The following is a 16122-nucleotide window of genomic DNA, read 5'->3' as shown; positions in this document are numbered from 1 at the left end:
GAGGGGCATCCCCCGAGATGAAGATCGATACAGGCGCGACGGCCTGGATGCTGGCCGCCACGGCGATGGTGCTGTTCATGACCCCCGGGCTCGCGTTCTTCTACGGCGGCATGACGCGCGCGAAGAGCGTGCTGAACATGATGATGATGTCGTTCGGCAGCATCATCAGCGTGACCGTCCTATGGGTGCTCTTCGGCCACTCCGTCGCCTTCACCGACAACGGCAGTTCGTTCGTCAACAAGTTCCTCGGCGGGTTCGACGCGGTCGGGCTGAAGGGGACGGCCACCGCGATCCAGCAGGGCACGGCCCCCGACCACAACATCCCGCTGCTGGTCTACTCGGCCTTCCAGCTCACCTTCGCGATCATCACGGTCGCGCTGATCAGCGGCGCGATCGCCGACCGCGCGAAGTTCGGCGCGTGGATGACCTTCACGGTGGTGTGGGCGTCGCTGGTGTACTTCCCCGTGGCGCACTGGGTGTGGGGCACCGGCTGGCTGAACAAGCTCGGCATCGAGGACTTCGCGGGCGGGACGGTCGTCCACGTCAACGCCGGTTCGGCGGGGCTCGCGCTGGCGATCGTCCTGGGCAGGCGGCGCGGGTGGCCGAAGGAGCCGATGCGTCCGCACAACCTGCCGTTCGTCCTGCTCGGCGTGGCGATCCTGTGGTTCGGCTGGTTCGGGTTCAACGCGGGCTCGGAGATCGGCGTCGACACCACCACCGGCCTCGCGTTCATGAACACCCAGATCGCGACCGCCGTGGCGGCCGGGGCCTGGCTGGTCGTCGAGAAGCTCCGGGACGGCCACGCCACCACGCTCGGCGCCGCGTCCGGCGCGGTCGCGGGCCTCGTCGCGATCACCCCCGCGTGCGGGTTCGTCGATCCCTGGGCCTCGGTCGTCCTCGGCCTGGTCGCGGGCGCGGTCTGCGCCTACGCGATCGGCCTGAAGTACCGGCTCGGCTACGACGACTCGCTCGACGTCGTCGGCGTGCACCTGGTCGGCGGCGCGGTCGGCGCGGTCTCCCTGGGCTTCCTGGCCGCCTACCCGGCGCTGTCCTCGCAGCACAAGGGCCTGTTCTACGGCGGCGGCGTCCACCAGCTCGGCCTGCAGGTGCTCGGCCCGGTCGTGATCGGCCTCTACTCGTTCGCGATGGCCTGGGTCATCGCCAAGGTGATCGACAAGACGATGGGCTTCCGGATCGACGAGGAGGCCGAGGCGACCGGCGTGGACCTCACCACGCACGCCGAGACCGCCTACGATCTCGCCCCGGCGGGCGCGGGCTCGGTCCGCACCGGTCACGTGACCTCCGTGCCCGGCCCTGTGACCAGCGGCGGAGTGGCCGCCGAGAAGAAGGTGGAGGCGTGACCGTGAAGCTCATCACCGCGGTGATCAAGCCGTTCAAGCTGGACGAGGTCAAGGCGGCGCTGGAGGCGTTCGGGATCCGGGGCCTGACCGTCAGCGAGGCCAGCGGCTTCGGCCGCCAGAAGGGCCACACCGAGGTCTACCGGGGCGCCGAGTACAAGGTGGACCTCGTGCCGAAGCTCCGCGTCGAGGTCCTGGTGGACGACGAGGACGCGCACGACATCATCGACGTCATCGTCAAGGCCGCCCGCACCGACAAGATCGGCGACGGCAAGGTCTGGGCCGTCCCGGTGGACACGGTCGTCCGCGTCCGCACCGGCGAGACCGGCCCGGACGCCCTGTAGGCGTCGCGTGGTCCTCGCCCAGGGAACGCCCGGACCAGCGGGCCGCGGGCCCGGAGCCCCTTCCTCCGGCCCCGCGGCCCGCGCGGCCCTCGCCGCCGCGCGCGCCGCCCGCGCCACCGACCTCGACCGTCACCTCACCGGCCTCTTCAACGCCGCGCTGGGCCCCGAAGGCGGGGTCCGGGGACCGAGCGCCGAGCAGCCGCCGGTCCCGGCGAGGGCGGCGGACGTGGCGTTGGTCGCCGTCGGGAGCCACGCGCGCCGCGAGCTGACGCCCGGCGGCGATCTCGACCTGGTGCTCCTGCATCGAGGACGCGGCGACGTGGCGGAGATCGCCGATCGGATCTGGTACCCGATCTGGGACGCGGGACTGCGGCTCGACCACTCGGTCCGGATCGTCCAGGAGGCGCAGGCGGTCGCCCGCGACGACATGAAGGCCGCGCTCGGCCTGCTCACGCCACGCCACATCGCCGGGGACCCCACACTCGCGGACGAGGCTCGCGCGGCCGTCCTCGCCGACTGGCGGACGGACGCGCGGAAGCGGCTCGCCGAGCTCGGCGGCCTGTGCCGGGAACGCTGGGACGCGCAGGGCGAGCTCGCGTTCCTGCTGGAAGGCGACCTGAAGGAGGCACGCGGCGGGCTCCGCGACGTGGAGGTCATGAACGCCGTCGCCGCGTCCTGGGTGGCCCCCGCACCGGACGGACGCGTCCGCGACGCCCACGACCTGCTGCTGGACGTCCGGCACGCGCTCCACACGGCCACCGGACGGCCGTCCGACCGGCTCGTCCTCCAGGAGCAGGAGGCCGTCGCCACGGCGCTCGGCATGCCCGACGCCGACGTCCTGCTGCGGGCGGTCGCCACCGCCGCCCGGACGATCACCCACGCCGACGACCAGGTCTGGCGGCGCGTGGACCGGTTCGTCCGCCCCCGCAACGGACGCGCCCGAGCCCGGCGCAGGCCCGTCGGCGACGGCGCCGTCGAGCAGGACGGCGAGGTCGTGCTCGCCCGCAACGCCGACCTGGGGGACCCCGCGCTGACGCTCCGCGTCGCCGCGTCCGCCGCGCAGAACGGCCTGCCCCTCGCTCCGGCGACCGTGGACACGCTCGCCCGCAGGGCCGTCCTGCCCGGCGCGCCGTGGCCTTCGGCGGCCCGCGACGCCCTGGTCTCGCTGCTCGGCGCGGGCCCCGCCGCGATCGGCGTCTGGGAGGCCCTCGACCAGGCGGGGCTGATCGTCCGGCTGCTCCCCGACTGGGAGCGTGTCCGGAACCGGCCGCAGCGCAACCCCGTGCACCGCTTCACCGTGGACCGCCACCTCGTCGAGGCCGCCGCCGGAGCCGCCGCGCTGGCCCGCGAGGTCGCCCGTCCCGACCTGCTGCTCGTCGGCGCGCTCCTGCACGACATCGGCAAGGGCCTGCCGGGCGACCACTCGGTCCGCGGCGCGGCCGTCGCCCGCGAGACCGCCGCGCGGACGGGCTTCCCGGCGGGAGACGTGAAGGTGCTGGAGACCGTCGTCCGGCACCACCTGCTGCTGCCCGAGACCGCCACCCGCCGCGACATCGACGACCCGAAGACGATCGAGACGGTCCTGGACGCCGTCGCCGAGGCCCCGGGGCGCGAGCGCGACGTCCTCGAACTGCTCGCCGCCCTCGCCGTCGCGGACGGCCAGGCCACCGGTCCCGCCGCCTGGGGGTCCTGGAAGGCCGGGCTCGTGGCGGAACTGGCCCGCCGCGCCCTGATGTCCCTCGCGGGCGGGACGCTGCCGCCCGCGCCGTCCCTCGGACCGGACACCCTGGCGCTGGCCAGGCACGACGGCGCCGCCGTCCGTGTCCAGGGCGCGCGGATCATGATCGCCGCCCCGGACCGTCCGGGGTTGCTCTGGCGGGCGGCGGGCGTCCTGGCCCTGCACCGCCTGGCCGTCCGCACGGCCCGGACCGTCTCCGAAACCGCCCCGAAGGCCGCCGGGACGGAGGGGACGGCGACCGCCGTGCTCGACTTCACGGCCGTCCCGGAGTTCGGTGATCCGCCCGACCCGGCCGCGCTGGAGTCCGACCTGCGCCGCATGCTGGCCGGACGCCTGAACGTCGCGGACCGGCTCGAACGCCGTGCGCGGTCCGTCCGGACCCGGCCCGGAGCCGCCGTCCCGCCGCCGCGCGTCACGATCGTCCCGGACGCGTCGGAGAGCGCGACCGTCGTCGAGGTCCGCGCCCACGACGTTCCGGGCCTGCTGTGGCGGGTCGGCCAGGCGCTCGGCGAGTGCGGCCTCCAGGTGATCGCCGCCCGGGTCGACACCCTGGGCGCCGAGGCCGTCGACGCCTTCTACGTCGTGGACGCCGAGGGCCGTCCGCTGGGGGAGTCCGCCGCGACCGTCCGCGCCCATGTCCTGGGGGCGCTGGGCTGATCACGGCAAGCCGGACAAGGCGGAAAAACCGGCGGGGCGGGACCCGGCGCATGACCCGATAGTCTGATAGGCGATCCCACGAAGCTTTCCAAGGACGGGTCCACACGTGTTCGAGACGCTCTCCGACCGGTTGACGACGGTCTTCTCGTCGCTGCGCAGCAAGGGCCGGCTCTCCGAGGCCGACATCAACGCGACGGCCCGCGAGATCCGCGTCGCGCTGCTCGAAGCCGACGTCGCGCTGCCCGTGGTGAAGGACTTCATCGCGCGGATCAAGGAACGGGCCGCGAGCGCGGAGGTCTCCCAGGCGCTCAACCCGGCGCAGCAGGTCGTCAAGATCGTCAACGAGGAGCTCATCGGCATCCTCGGCGGCGAGACCCGGCGGCTGAACCTGGCCAAGAACCCGCCGACCGTGATCATGCTCGCGGGCCTGCAGGGCGCCGGCAAGACCACCCTCGCGGGCAAGCTCGCCCGGCACCTGAAGAAGGAGGGGCACGCGCCGCTGCTGGTCGCGGCCGACCTCCAGCGCCCCAACGCCGTCCAGCAGCTGCAGGTCGTCGGCGAGCGGGCCGGGGTGCAGGTCTTCGCCCCCGAGCCGGGCTCCGGCGTCGGCGACCCCGTGGACGTGGCGCGCCGCTCGATCGAGCAGGCCCGGCACGCCCAGCACGACATGGTCATCATCGACACCGCGGGCCGCCTCGGCGTGGACGCGGAGATGATGCAGCAGGCCATCGACATCCGCGACGCGGTCACGCCGGACGAGATCCTCTTCGTCGTCGACGCCATGGTCGGCCAGGACGCGGTGAACACCGCGCAGGCCTTCGTGGACGGCGTCGGCTTCGACGGCGTCGTCCTCACCAAGCTCGACGGCGACGCCCGCGGCGGCGCGGCCCTGTCGGTGCGGCACATCACCGGCCGTCCGATCATGTTCGCGTCCACCGGCGAGAAGCTGGACGACTTCAGCGTCTTCCACCCGGACCGGATGGCCGGGCGCATCCTCGACATGGGTGACATCCTCACCCTGATCGAGCAGGCCGAGCAGGCGTTCGACGCCCAGCAGGCCGAGAAGATGACCACCAAGTTCGCGTCCGGCGAGGACTTCACGCTCGAGGACTTCCTCGAGCAGATGATGATGATCCGCAAGCTCGGGCCGATCGGCAACCTGCTCGGGATGATGCCCGGCATGGGCCAGGTCCGGGACCAGATCTCCCAGATCGACGACAAGGACCTGGACCGGGTCGCCGCGATCATCCGCTCCATGACGCCCGACGAGCGTTCCAACCCCAAGATCATCAACGGCTCCCGGCGGGCCCGCATCGCCAAGGGCTCCGGCGTCCAGGTCGGCGAGGTGTCCAGCCTGGTCACCCGGTTCTTCGACGCGCAGAAGATGGTCCGCGCGATGGCCGGCAACATGGGCTTCCCCGGCATGCCGGGCCGCCGCCGCGCCAAGCAGGCGCAGAAGGCGGCGAAGAAGAAGGGCAAGCAGCGCAGCGGCGACCCGCGCAAGCGCGCCGTCGGCAAGCAGCCCGCCGACCAGCCCGCCGCCGACGCCCTGCCCCAGGGCCTCCCGCCGGGCCTCGGCGGCCAGCTCCCGCCCGGCCTGGCCAAGCAGCTCCCGCCCGGCTTCCAGATGCCCGACCTGGGTGACCTGGGCGGCGGCAAGAAGAAGTGACCCGGAAGAAGTAACCCGACTCACAGCGAACGCCGTGTCCCGCCCTCCGGCGGGCGCGGCGTTCGCCGTGCCGGGCGCCCGTGGGACGTGTGGGCGGTTCGTGGTCACGGATGTCGGTGCGCGCCGATTCGCCTTATTTTCCGGCCCCTTGGACGGCCCGGGACCGGCGGTTCGCGTGTTCGTTCTGGGCGAAACGTTCCCGCAGGTCAGGCGGGCTTTGCCGACCGCGTGGCCGCGTGTCATCGTCCGATTGCGCTTTTTCCGCGAACGTCTGGCAGAATGGCAGGCTGGAAACCCGGAATCGCGCTGGCGCCCTCTCTCGTCCCGCGTGCCCGGAGTCCACAGAGCTGGCCGGTCGCCGGTGTCCCCACCTGGTGCGGCCAAGCTCGCCTGTACCAAGTCTGGAGAACACCACACCCGTGGCAGTCAAGATCAAGCTCAAGCGTCTGGGGAAGATCCGGAACCCGCAGTACCGGATCGTCGTCGCCGACTCCCGCACCAAGCGGGACGGTCGCGCCATCGAGGAGATCGGCCTCTACCAGCCCAAGCAGGAGCCGTCGCTCATCGAGATCGACTCCGAGCGCGCGCAGTACTGGCTGGGCGTCGGCGCGCAGCCGACCGAGCCGGTGCTGAACCTGCTCAAGGTCACCGGCGACTGGCAGAAGTTCAAGGGCGAGCCGGGCGCCGAGGGCACCCTGCGCAAGGCCGAGCCGAAGCCGGACAAGAAGGCCGTCTTCGAGGCCGCCGTCAAGGAGTCGATGGGCGACGTCGAAGCCGCCGCTCCGGCCGCCAAGCCGAAGAAGAAGGCCGAGGCCAAGAAGGCCGACGCCGACTCCGCCGAGACCGAAGTCAAGAGCGAGGACTGACGTGCTCGAAGAAGCGCTCGAGCACCTGGTGCGAGGGATCGTGGAGAACCCGGACGACGTCCGGGTCCGCGCCCGCCGCATCAGGGGCGGCCGGGTTCTGGAGGTGCGTGTGCACCCCGACGACCTCGGCAAGGTCATCGGCCGAAGCGGTCGTACCGCCAAGGCCCTGCGCACGGTCATCAGCGCCCTCTCCGGAGGCCGCTACGTGCGCGTCGACCTGCTCGACGTCAACGAGGTCCGCTGACCCCGTAGGGCGGCTCGGGCGCAGGGCTCCCCACCGCGGACGCTCCGTCCGCACGAGGGGACGCGCCGAGGCCGTGCCTCGGCGCGCCCATCCCGGGAGCTCACTTCACCGCCGTCCGAGTGACGGCGGCACCCACCCCACATCGGGGAGGACGTCATAACGGACCCGCTCGCGGGTCCGACAACGATCCGAGCCGCCACGTCGTCCCACGACGCGGCGGCTCGGATCGCGTTTTACCCCAGGTGCGCCGCACCGGCCGTCTGTACTGATGGCAGGGCCCGGTTGTCCCGGGCATGGGGTCCGGCTGGCAGGCTGGAAGCAGGGACGCGTTCGCCGCCGGAACGGTGACGGCGCGGGGTTCTCCGACATTGATCATTCGCTGGAAGGAACGGCTCGTGGCCGAACGGATCGTGATCGGCCGGATCGGGCGTCCGCACGGCGTTCGTGGTGACAGCACCGTGGACGTGCGGACCGACGACCCGGAGCTGCGGTTCGCGCCGGGCACCGAGATCGCCACCGACCCCGCGGGCGCCGGTCCGCTGGTCGTCGAGCAGGCGCGCTGGCACTCCGGGCGGCTGATCGTCCGGTTCGCGGGCGTCGCCGACCGGAACGACGCCGAGACCCTGCGGGGCACCTGGCTCGTCGTGGACGCCGACGACATCCCCGAGTCGGACGACCCCGACGACTTCCACGACGCGCAGCTGGTCGGCCTGGCCGTCCGCACCGTGGACGGCACGGACGTGGGCGAGGTCACCGACGTCCGCCACCACGGCCAGGACCTGCTGGTCATCCGCCGCACCGGGGGCGGCGAGCTGCTGGTGCCGTTCGTCACCGCGCTCGTCCCCGAGGTGGACGTCGCGGGCGGCGCGCTCGTCATCGACCCGCCCGCCGGCCTGCTGGACGAGGACTGACCCCCCGATGCGACTCGACATCATCAGCATCTTCCCCGAGTACTTCGCCCCCCTCGACGTCTCGCTGATCGGCAAGGCCCGGCGCACCGGGCTGCTCGACGTCCACGTCCACGACCTGCGGTCCTGGACGCACGACCGGCACCGCACCGTGGACGACACCCCCTACGGCGGCGGCCCCGGCATGGTCATGAAGCCCGAGCCGTGGGGCGAGGCCCTGGACGCCGTCGCCCCGCCGGACGGCCCGGCCCCGCGGCTCGTGGTGCCGACCCCGTCCGGACGCCCGTTCACCCAGGCCATGGCCGCCGAGATGGCCGCCGAGGAGCACCTCCTGTTCGCCTGCGGACGCTACGAGGGCATCGACTCCCGTGTCGTCCAGGAGGCCGCCACCCGCATGCCGGTGTCCGAGGTGAGCCTCGGCGACTTCGTGCTGGCGGGCGGCGAGGTCGCCGTCCTGGTGATGGTCGAGGCGATCGGACGGCTCATCCCCGGCGTCCTCGGGAACGCCGAGTCCGTCGCCGACGACTCGTTCGCCCCCGGAGCCATGGAATCGCTTCTGGAGGGGCCCGTCTTCACCAAGCCGCCGGTCTGGCGGGAGCGGGCCGTCCCGGAGATCCTGCTCTCGGGCAACCACGGCGCGATCGCCCGCTGGCGGCGCGACCAGGCGCTGCGCCGCACCGCCGAGAACCGCCCCGAGCTGCTCGGACGCCTCGCCCCCGAAACGCTTGACAAACATGATCGGAAGATCCTCGCCGACACCGGTTTTCCGGAGCACGGCGAAGATATGGCAAACTAGAGCGTCGCCGTGTGCTCGTGACGCGCGGCGCGCAGACTTCCAAGAAGATCCATTTTGTGCGGAGCGACGCCCCCATGCACTCAGGCCGGGGCCTCTCGACGTCCGCGTTCGACACGACTGAGGTACAGCTGCCATGCACGCTTTGATCCAGGAGATCGAGAAGGCCGCCCTGCGGTCCGACGTCCCGGACTTCCGTCCCGGCGACACGGTGCGCGTTCACGCGCGCATCACCGAGGGCAAGGTCACCCGTGTCCAGGTCTTCGAGGGCGTCGTGATCCGGCGTCAGGGCGGCGGCTCCCGCGAGACCTTCACCGTCCGCAAGATCAGCAAGGGCGGCTACGGCGTCGAGCGCACCTGGCCGATCAACAGCCCGCACATCGAGAAGCTCGAGGTCGCGATCCGCGGTGACGTCCGCCGCGCCAAGCTGTACTACCTGCGCAACCTGCGCGGCAAGGCGGCTCGCATCAAGGAGAAGCGCGACTTCTGATCGCTCTCGCCTCGCTGAGCGACCGGCGCCCCGGGATCCCGACCACGGATCCCGGGGCGCCGCCCGTTTTGGGGGAAAGTGCACGTCGGAGCGGATCGGGACGTGGCCACGACACGGCCATGCACGAGATTCGGCGGCCCTCCCGCCGCTAGTCTGGCGCCCTGATGACTTACGAGGACGATCGGAGAGACGTGCGTTCCGAAGCCGAGGGCGCGGTGCCCGAAGAGAAGCAGACCGTGACCCCCGCACGCGAGCCGTCCCCCTCCGAACGCGAGCCGTCCGACACCGAACGCGCCCCGTCCACTCCCGGGTACCCCGACCCCACCGCCGGGCGCCCCGATGCCACCGCTGGGCACCCGAACCCCACCGCCGGGCGCCCCGATCCCACCGCCGGGGCCCCCGATGCCGGCGCCGAGGGTGGCGAGCCCGCCGTCGAGCGGCCCGACACGTCCCCGGACGACGCCGAGTCCGCCGAGCCGACCGGGAAGAAGCGCAAGAAGCCGGGCTCGTTCCTGAAGGAACTGCCGGTGCTGATCGGCGTCGCCCTCGTCCTCGCCCTGGTGATCAAGGCGTTCGTCGTCCAGGCGTTCTACATCCCGTCCGGGTCGATGGAGAACACCCTCCAGATCGGCGACCGCGTCCTGGTCAACAAGGTCGTCTACCACACCCGGGACATCTCCCGCGGCGACGTCGTCGTCTTCAACGGCCTCGATTCCTGGGACCCGGAAGTCCAGGTCAGCCGACCGAGCAACCCCGTCAGCAGGGTCCTGCGCGCGGTCGGCGGCGCCTTCGGCGTCGCGCCGAACGAGAAGGACTACATCAAGCGCGTCATCGGCGTCCCCGGCGACCACGTGAAGTGCTGCGACGCCCAGGGCCGCGTCACCGTCAACGGCGTCCCGCTGGACGAGCACTCCTACCTGTTCACCGACCCGTCCACGCGGGTGCAGAACAAGCCGTCCATCGACCCCTTCGACGCCACCGTCGGCCCCGGCCAGCTCTGGGTCATGGGCGACCACCGCGAGGCCTCGTCCGACTCCCGCTGGCATCGCGGCGACCGAGGCGGCGGCACCATCCCCATCGACCACGTCATCGGCCGCGCCTTCGTCATCGTCTGGCCCCTGAACCGCCTGGACACCCTCCCCATCCCGTCCACCTTCAAGCAGCCGACCCTCAAGACGGCCGCCGCCCTGGCCCCGGCAGCCCCACTGACCCTCGGCTCCCTGGGCGCCATCCCCATCACCTACCTGACCCGCCGCCTACGCCTCCACCTCCGCCGCTAAGCCGCTCCCGGCACCGCCCCTCCAGCCTGCACCCACCACCGATGGCGGGCCGCCGGGGAGGGCCGGGCCGGAGCACCCGGGGCCCCGCCCCCAGGCGCGACCAGCGATAAGACGGCGAGCAAAGCTTCCAGCCTGCTCCCACCACCGAGGCCGGACCGCCGAGGGCCGGACCGCCTAGGGCCGCCCTCGGGCGGGGCCAGCTGTGCCGCCGAGGGGCGGACGGCCAAAGGGCGGATCGCCGGGGGATCGCCCGGGAAGGGGCCAGTGAAAGGCGGCGGAAAGCCCCCTAGCCTGAGCCCGCCGCCGAGGGCGGGTCGCCGGGGGCCAGAGGGCCGGGCCGGGCCGCTGGTCCCGCCCCGGGGCGGGACCAGCTGCGCCCGCCGCCGACGGCGACGGCCAGGGGGCGCATCGCTGGGGGACCGCCCCAGATGGGGCCAGGGCGGTGGGTAAAGCCTCCAGGCTATGTCCGTCGCCGAAGGGGCGCCGGGGGCCAGAGGGCAGGGCCGGGCCGCCGAGCCCCGCCCTGGGCGGGACCAGGGGTGTCCGCCGCTGAGGGCGATGGCCAGAGGCGGATCGCCGGGGCCGGACGCGCCGGGGGCGGGCGGCCTGGGACCGCCCTGGTGGGACCGGCGAACCGGCTTGTGCGTGGGTGCCCTGACCCGCTGGCTGGCTGTCAACTGGCTTGGCGCGGGAACGGCAGGCATGGATCGGGTCCAGTTGGCCTCGACCGGTGGTTCCGCCTTGGGCTGAACCACCGCTGACACAGGCGCGAACTGCGGCTTCGCGATGATCGTCCGTTCCAGGGCGCTCTTGAGCGTCAAAACGGGGTTTTCCGGCTTTCCAGGGACGTACGCTGCGAGTATGAACGGTCGTCCACTGCGGTTCACGCCCAGGCGTGACGCTGGGCTGTACGGCTTCGAGCGCGCCCTCGGACACGGGGGTTTCAGCCCCGTGGCCGGGGTGGACGAGGCGGGCCGCGGAGCCTGCGCCGGGCCGCTGGTGATCGGCGCCGCGATTCTGGCGGACGGCAAACGAGGCCGGATCGAAGGCCTCAACGATTCCAAACTGCTGACTCCGGCCCGCCGCGAGGCGCTCTACGAGGAGATCGTCGAGCGCGCCGCGAGCTGGAGCGTGATCATCGTTCCCCGGGACGAGGTGGACCGCTTCGGCGTGCATCGATGCAACATCACCGGCATGCGCCGCGCCGTGGCCGCGCTCGGCCAGCGTCCCGCGTACGTCCTGAGCGACGGCTTCTCGGTGCCCGGACTGATGGCGCCCAGTCTGGGCGTGATCAAGGGTGATCAGGTGGTTGCCTGCATCGCCGCCGCCTCGATCGTGGCGAAGGTCACCCGGGATCGGATCATGATCGATCTGCACGAGCGATTCCCCCACTACGGCTTCGACGTGCACAAGGGATACGCGACCAAGGCGCACACCGCCGCGCTCGCCGAACACGGTCCATGTGCCGAACACCGCCTCTCCTTCGTCAACGTGGGCCGGCTGGTGCGTAAGAATGGGGATGTGGTCACGGGGGAGCAGACCGGGGAGGACCACAGGACCCGGACGGAAGGGGTACGAGTGTGAGCGCCGAGGATCTCGAGAAGTACGAAACCGAGATGGAGCTCCAGCTCTATCGCGAGTACCGCGACGTCGTCGGCCTCTTCAGCTACGTGGTGGAGACCGAGCGCCGCTTTTACCTGACCAACTCGGTCGACCTCCAGGTCCGAGGCGCCGACAACGGCGAGGTCTATTTCGAGGTCACCATGCAGGACGCCTGGGTCTGGGACATGTACCGTCCCGCCAGGTTTGTCAAGAATGTCCGCGTGGTCACCTTCAAGGACGTCAACGTCGAAGAACTAGCCAAGAGCGACTTCGAACTCCCCGCCGACCAATAAATCCCACTCCGCCCAATCAAATCCCCCTTCCCAAGTACCACCTGCGCTGACATCCCTCAACGCTGCCCTCCTCCGCTCCACCAGCAACCTCCAGCCCTAGGCCCCCACATACACAACGATCCGCAGGAGAAGCAGGCCCCAGCACCAGCGCTGTCGTCGGTCGCAGCGCTTCGGATCGCCTTCTTGCATGCTTCCCCGTCGAAGACGGTCGTGAGGATGGAGAGGGCGCTGGAGGTAACGCCGACCGGGGCTGCGAGTCCCCCTTCCACTAGGCGACCCCGACCATGCCCCGCTAACGATTGCCGTGGCATGTCGGCTTGGGCCACCGAGCCCCGACGAGCCACGAGACCGTCACCGAAACGCAGCCTGACTCCACCAGCCCTCTCGACAACCGCAGCGACCCCTCATGGAACGCCGGGTTCCTTCGTGGTGGCCGTGTCGTCGTGGGACCAGTCCCTGCCTCGCGAGAGGCGGGGCACAACGGGCGCTCGCTGAGCGTGCTCAGCACCGGCAGTGCCAGCAAGCTGCCAACTTGCGCCGCCTCACCAGAGAAACCGCCTTCCGCGTCCGCCTTCCGCAGACCCTGTGTGCGACCACCGCGTGGCTCGTGCGGTCATGCTGGGCGGAATCCGGCTCAGGCGTGTGAGTTGTCCACCCCGGTTGCTGGAGTCAGGCGGTTGATGCCAGTTCATCAATCCGGACGCATGTTGGTGCTGTTGCTGAGTGTTTTTGGCGAGTGTGCGTGCTGGTGCGGGCGCATGAGCAGATTTCAATGGGGCCGCCGGTCGGGGTGGTGATCGTGCAGGCGGGGTTTCTGGGGAGGGCGCTGCGGAGCTGCGGTGCCAGGGGGCTGTGGACGCGAAAGCCGGTGCATGGACCTGGGGGCTCGGGGCGGCTGTGGACGTTCGATGAGCTGTGCTGCGGGACGACGTCTGGTGGGCGGTCATGGGGTTTTGGCTTTCTGGGTCAGGCGCCAGCCGCCGGGGGCGCGTTCTACGAAACCGCCGGCGGCGAGAAGGCCGAGTTTGGCGTTGGCGGTGGGGAGGTCCACGCCGGCCTTCGCGGCGATCTGGGCCGGGCCCGCCGCCGCCCGGGAAGGCAGGGCTTCCAGGACGGCGTGGGAGACCGGATCCAGGAGATCGCGGGACAGGACCGGGCTGGCAGGGATCGGAGCGAGGTCCGTGCCGAGTTCGCCCACGGCTTCGATCACCTCTTCGCTTCGGGTGACCAGGAGGGCGGGTGGCGGATCGCGGAGGAGCGCGTGGCAGCCGACGGAGGACGCCGAGGTCACCGGGCCCGGGACGGCCATGACCACGCGGCTCAGTTTCCGGGCCCAGTGGGCAGTGCTCAGCGCCCCGCTGCGGCGTCCCGCCTCGACGACGACCGTGCCCCTGGAGAGGGCGGCGATGACGCGGTTGCGGACGAGGAAACGTTGGCGCCTCGGTGCGGTGCCAGGCGGTGATTCGCTGATGAGTAACTCACGGCGGGCGAGTTCGGCGAACAAACCGTCGTTGCAGGCCGGATAGGGGACGTCCACTCCGTTGGCGAGGACCGCGACGGTCGGGCCGCCTGCCGCCAGAGAGCCTCGGTGCGCTGCGGCGTCGATGCCCATGGCTCCGCCTGATACGACCGTCCATCCGCGGTCGCCCAGCTCGCAAGCCATCTCCGCCGCTATGCGCAGGCCGTAGGAGGACGCCGCGCGGGCCCCGACGAGCGCGACCGAGCGCAGGCAGCCGTGGCGCAGGTCGGTGGGGCCGCGCAGCCACAGGGCGTACGGACGTCGCGAGCCCAGGTCGTCCAGGGTGGTGGGCCACTCAGGATCGCCCGGGCAGACCAACCGGACGCCTAGGCGCTCGGCGACGAGCAGGTCACTCGCGGGTTCGGCGGCGGACAACCGGATCCGCCAGTGGGCCAGGCGTTCGGTCATCCGGGCAACTTCGGAGTCGTCGGCGGTCCGGCCCGTCGGCGCGTCCGGCAACCGGCCGGAGCGGATGGCTTCGAGCGCTCCGGGTGCGCCGACTCGGTCGATGATCTGGTTGAGCACGGGTTCGCCCGGCTCGGCCAAGGCCGTGAGGATCGCTCGTGCGGTCTGGTCATCGGTCATGGTCGCCTCCTCGGGGCAGTTCCTTCTCTTGGGAGCACACCAACGCGGACGGTCCGCAGCCGTGGGGGAATCACCGGCGCGGGCTGTTTGCGCTCTTGGAGAGCGCGCATCAGTGCGGGTTGCTTGGGCTTCATGTCCAGCGGCCGTTCCATAGGGCCAGGGCACCGCCGATGTCGTCGTCGCCCGGCTCTTCGCGGTCGGCCAGGTCGGCGATCGTCCAGGCGACGCGGAGCACGCGGTCCAGGCCCCGGGCGCTGAGGGTTCCCTTCTGGAGCGCTTCGTCGGCGGCGCGCATCGCCTCTCCGGACGGGGTGAAATGGCGGCGGAGTTCCGGGCCGGGGATCTCGGAATTGGTGCGCCAGGGGGTGCCGGACAGGCGCTTCACCGCACGCTCGCGGGCGTTCAGGACGCGTTCGGCCACGACCTCGCTGGACTCGGCGAACTCCAGGTCGTATCGGAGTTCGGCGCGGCTCGCAGGGGTGAGCTCCAGCTTCAGGTCGATGCGATCGAGCAGGGGCCCCGAAACGCGCGAGGTGTACTTGCGGCGGATGCCCGGGGCGCAGGAGCAGTCCATCTGCTTGGCGGCGGCGCACGGGCACGGGTTCGCCGCCAGGACCAGCGTGAATCGTGCCGGGAACCGCGCGGTGCCTTCCACCCTGGACAACCTGACCTCCCCTTCTTCGAGCGGCTGCCGGAGAGCGTCCAGGACTCCGCCTTGGAATTCGGGCGCCTCGTCCAGGAAGAGGATTCCTCGGTGGGCCAGGGAAACCGCTCCCGGTTGGAGGACGCGACCTGATCCGCCGCCGACGATCGCCGCTCTTGTCGCGGTGTGGTGCGGTGCGTGGAACGGCGGTTTGGTGATCATCGGCTGGTCTGGCGGGAGGGTGCCCGCGACGGAGTGGATCGCCGTGACCTCTAGGGCCGCCTCCGGCTCCAGCGGCGGCATCAGGGTGGGGAGCCGTTCGGCCAACATGGTCTTCCCGCAGCCAGGCGGACCACTGAAGAAAAGGTGGTGGCCGCCCGCCGCGCTGATCTCCAGGGCCCGGCGGGCCTCGGCCTGCCCTCGGACGTCCGTCAGATCGAGGTCTGTCCGCCGGTCTGGGCAACGTGGGGCGAGCCCATCCATGCCGTAATGGGTGGACGCCTGCTCGGGCTGGTCGTCCTCTGTGGGCGGCGGCTCGTCGCGGAGCAGGCACAGCAACTCGCGCAGGCTGGCGACAGGGACGACCTCGATGTCCGGGACCAGCCTGGCCTCGGCCGCGTTGGCCCGAGGCACGACCACCGTCTGGCAGCCCGCGTTGGCGGACGCGAGGACCGCGGGCAGCACGCCCGGGATGGCTCGCATCCGGCCGTCCAGCCCAAGTTCCCCGACCAGCGTCAGACCCGCGCAGGAGAACGGGGAGACCGCTTCGGCAGCCGCGAGCAGCGCCACGGCGATGGCGATGTCGAAGGTCGAACCCTTTTTCGGCAGGCTTGCCGGGAAAAGTGACACCGTGACGTGCCTGTTGGGCCAGTCCTACCCGAAGCAATGTTGAACGTACCACGTGCCTCGGGAGTCAGCACCTGTGCAGCAGCAACAAGTTTCGAGCCGTCCAGCCCGCTGGGCCGTCTACGCCGGGACCCCCGTCTCCCTGGCGGCCGTAGCCGCCCTCTCCGCAGCACCTCAGTACGCTCTCGGCAAGGCGGCCGGTTGGCACGCCTCTGTTGCCTGGCTTCTCCCCGTTGCCGTCATCACGTGCGAGCTGGTGTGCACGCTCGTAGCGTTTGGCTCATCCA

At 71.5% G+C, this 16122-nt stretch carries 14 protein-coding genes; 12 read left to right on the top strand and 2 right to left on the bottom strand.

Features of this window, described 5'->3' with window-relative positions:
- Positions 1–17 precede the first annotated feature (17 nt).
- The 12 genes from P696_RS0126150 (at position 18) to P696_RS0126095 (ending at position 12242) form a co-directional block, all read left to right on the top strand.
- On the top strand, positions 18–1361 hold the full coding sequence (locus tag P696_RS0126150; protein WP_026414636.1) for an ammonium transporter: 1344 nt from the start codon (positions 18–20) through the stop codon (positions 1359–1361).
- Positions 1358–1702, top strand: coding sequence for a P-II family nitrogen regulator (locus tag P696_RS0126145; RefSeq protein ID WP_281174989.1), 345 nt, complete (start codon positions 1358–1360; stop codon positions 1700–1702). Before P696_RS0126150 ends, P696_RS0126145 begins: the two co-directional genes overlap by 4 nt.
- A gap of 7 nt (positions 1703–1709) precedes the next feature.
- Positions 1710–4097 (top strand): [protein-PII] uridylyltransferase, encoded by a 2388-nt coding sequence (locus tag P696_RS48220; RefSeq protein WP_034487014.1) that lies wholly within the window; start codon positions 1710–1712, stop codon positions 4095–4097.
- Positions 4098–4203: 106 nt separating this feature from the next.
- Positions 4204–5766, top strand: a complete 1563-nt coding sequence (gene ffh, locus P696_RS0126135) for a signal recognition particle protein (protein WP_026414634.1) — start codon at positions 4204–4206, stop codon at positions 5764–5766.
- A 419-nt stretch (positions 5767–6185) separates the two neighbouring features.
- Positions 6186–6632 (top strand): 30S ribosomal protein S16, encoded by a 447-nt coding sequence (gene rpsP, locus P696_RS0126130; RefSeq protein WP_026414633.1) that lies wholly within the window; start codon positions 6186–6188, stop codon positions 6630–6632.
- A gap of 1 nt (position 6633) precedes the next feature.
- Positions 6634–6876, top strand: coding sequence for an RNA-binding protein (locus P696_RS0126125; protein WP_026414632.1), 243 nt, complete (start codon positions 6634–6636; stop codon positions 6874–6876).
- Positions 6877–7271: 395 nt separating this feature from the next.
- A complete protein-coding gene (gene rimM, locus P696_RS0126120) occupies positions 7272–7787 on the top strand; it encodes a ribosome maturation factor RimM (RefSeq protein WP_034487011.1) in 516 nt (171 codons plus the stop codon).
- 7 nt (positions 7788–7794) lie between these two features.
- Positions 7795–8580, top strand: a complete 786-nt coding sequence (trmD, locus tag P696_RS0126115) for a tRNA (guanosine(37)-N1)-methyltransferase TrmD (protein ID WP_026414630.1) — start codon at positions 7795–7797, stop codon at positions 8578–8580.
- A 133-nt stretch (positions 8581–8713) separates the two neighbouring features.
- Positions 8714–9067 carry a 50S ribosomal protein L19 gene (rplS, locus tag P696_RS0126110; protein ID WP_026414629.1) on the top strand — a complete coding sequence of 118 codons (354 nt, stop codon included), beginning with the start codon at positions 8714–8716 and terminating at the stop codon, positions 9065–9067.
- Positions 9068–9258: 191 nt separating this feature from the next.
- A complete protein-coding gene (gene lepB / locus P696_RS0126105) occupies positions 9259–10347 on the top strand; it encodes a signal peptidase I (RefSeq protein ID WP_342669042.1) in 1089 nt (362 codons plus the stop codon).
- 861 nt (positions 10348–11208) lie between these two features.
- The gene (locus tag P696_RS0126100) at positions 11209–11931 is read left to right on the top strand and encodes a ribonuclease HII (protein ID WP_026414627.1); all 723 of its coding nucleotides are present in this window, start codon (positions 11209–11211) and stop codon (positions 11929–11931) included.
- The gene (locus tag P696_RS0126095) at positions 11928–12242 is read left to right on the top strand and encodes a DUF2469 domain-containing protein (RefSeq protein ID WP_026414626.1); all 315 of its coding nucleotides are present in this window, start codon (positions 11928–11930) and stop codon (positions 12240–12242) included. Before P696_RS0126100 ends, P696_RS0126095 begins: the two co-directional genes overlap by 4 nt.
- A gap of 943 nt (positions 12243–13185) precedes the next feature.
- Here the strand turns inward: P696_RS0126095 and dprA are convergent.
- Both dprA and P696_RS48210 read right to left on the bottom strand, forming a co-directional pair.
- Entirely contained in the window at positions 13186–14346 is a 1161-nt protein-coding gene (dprA, locus tag P696_RS48215) for a DNA-processing protein DprA (RefSeq protein ID WP_034487008.1), read from the bottom strand.
- Positions 14347–14476: 130 nt separating this feature from the next.
- Positions 14477–15838, bottom strand: a complete 1362-nt coding sequence (locus P696_RS48210) for a YifB family Mg chelatase-like AAA ATPase (protein ID WP_157429922.1) — start codon at positions 15836–15838, stop codon at positions 14477–14479.
- Between the last annotated feature and the right edge of the window lie 284 nt (positions 15839–16122).

The organism is Actinomadura oligospora ATCC 43269 (assembly GCF_000518265.1).
In the GTDB taxonomy this organism is placed as follows: domain Bacteria; phylum Actinomycetota; class Actinomycetes; order Streptosporangiales; family Streptosporangiaceae; genus Spirillospora; species Spirillospora oligospora.
Note: the sequence above shows the minus strand (reverse complement) of the source record. Positions and strands in the feature narration are given on the sequence as shown.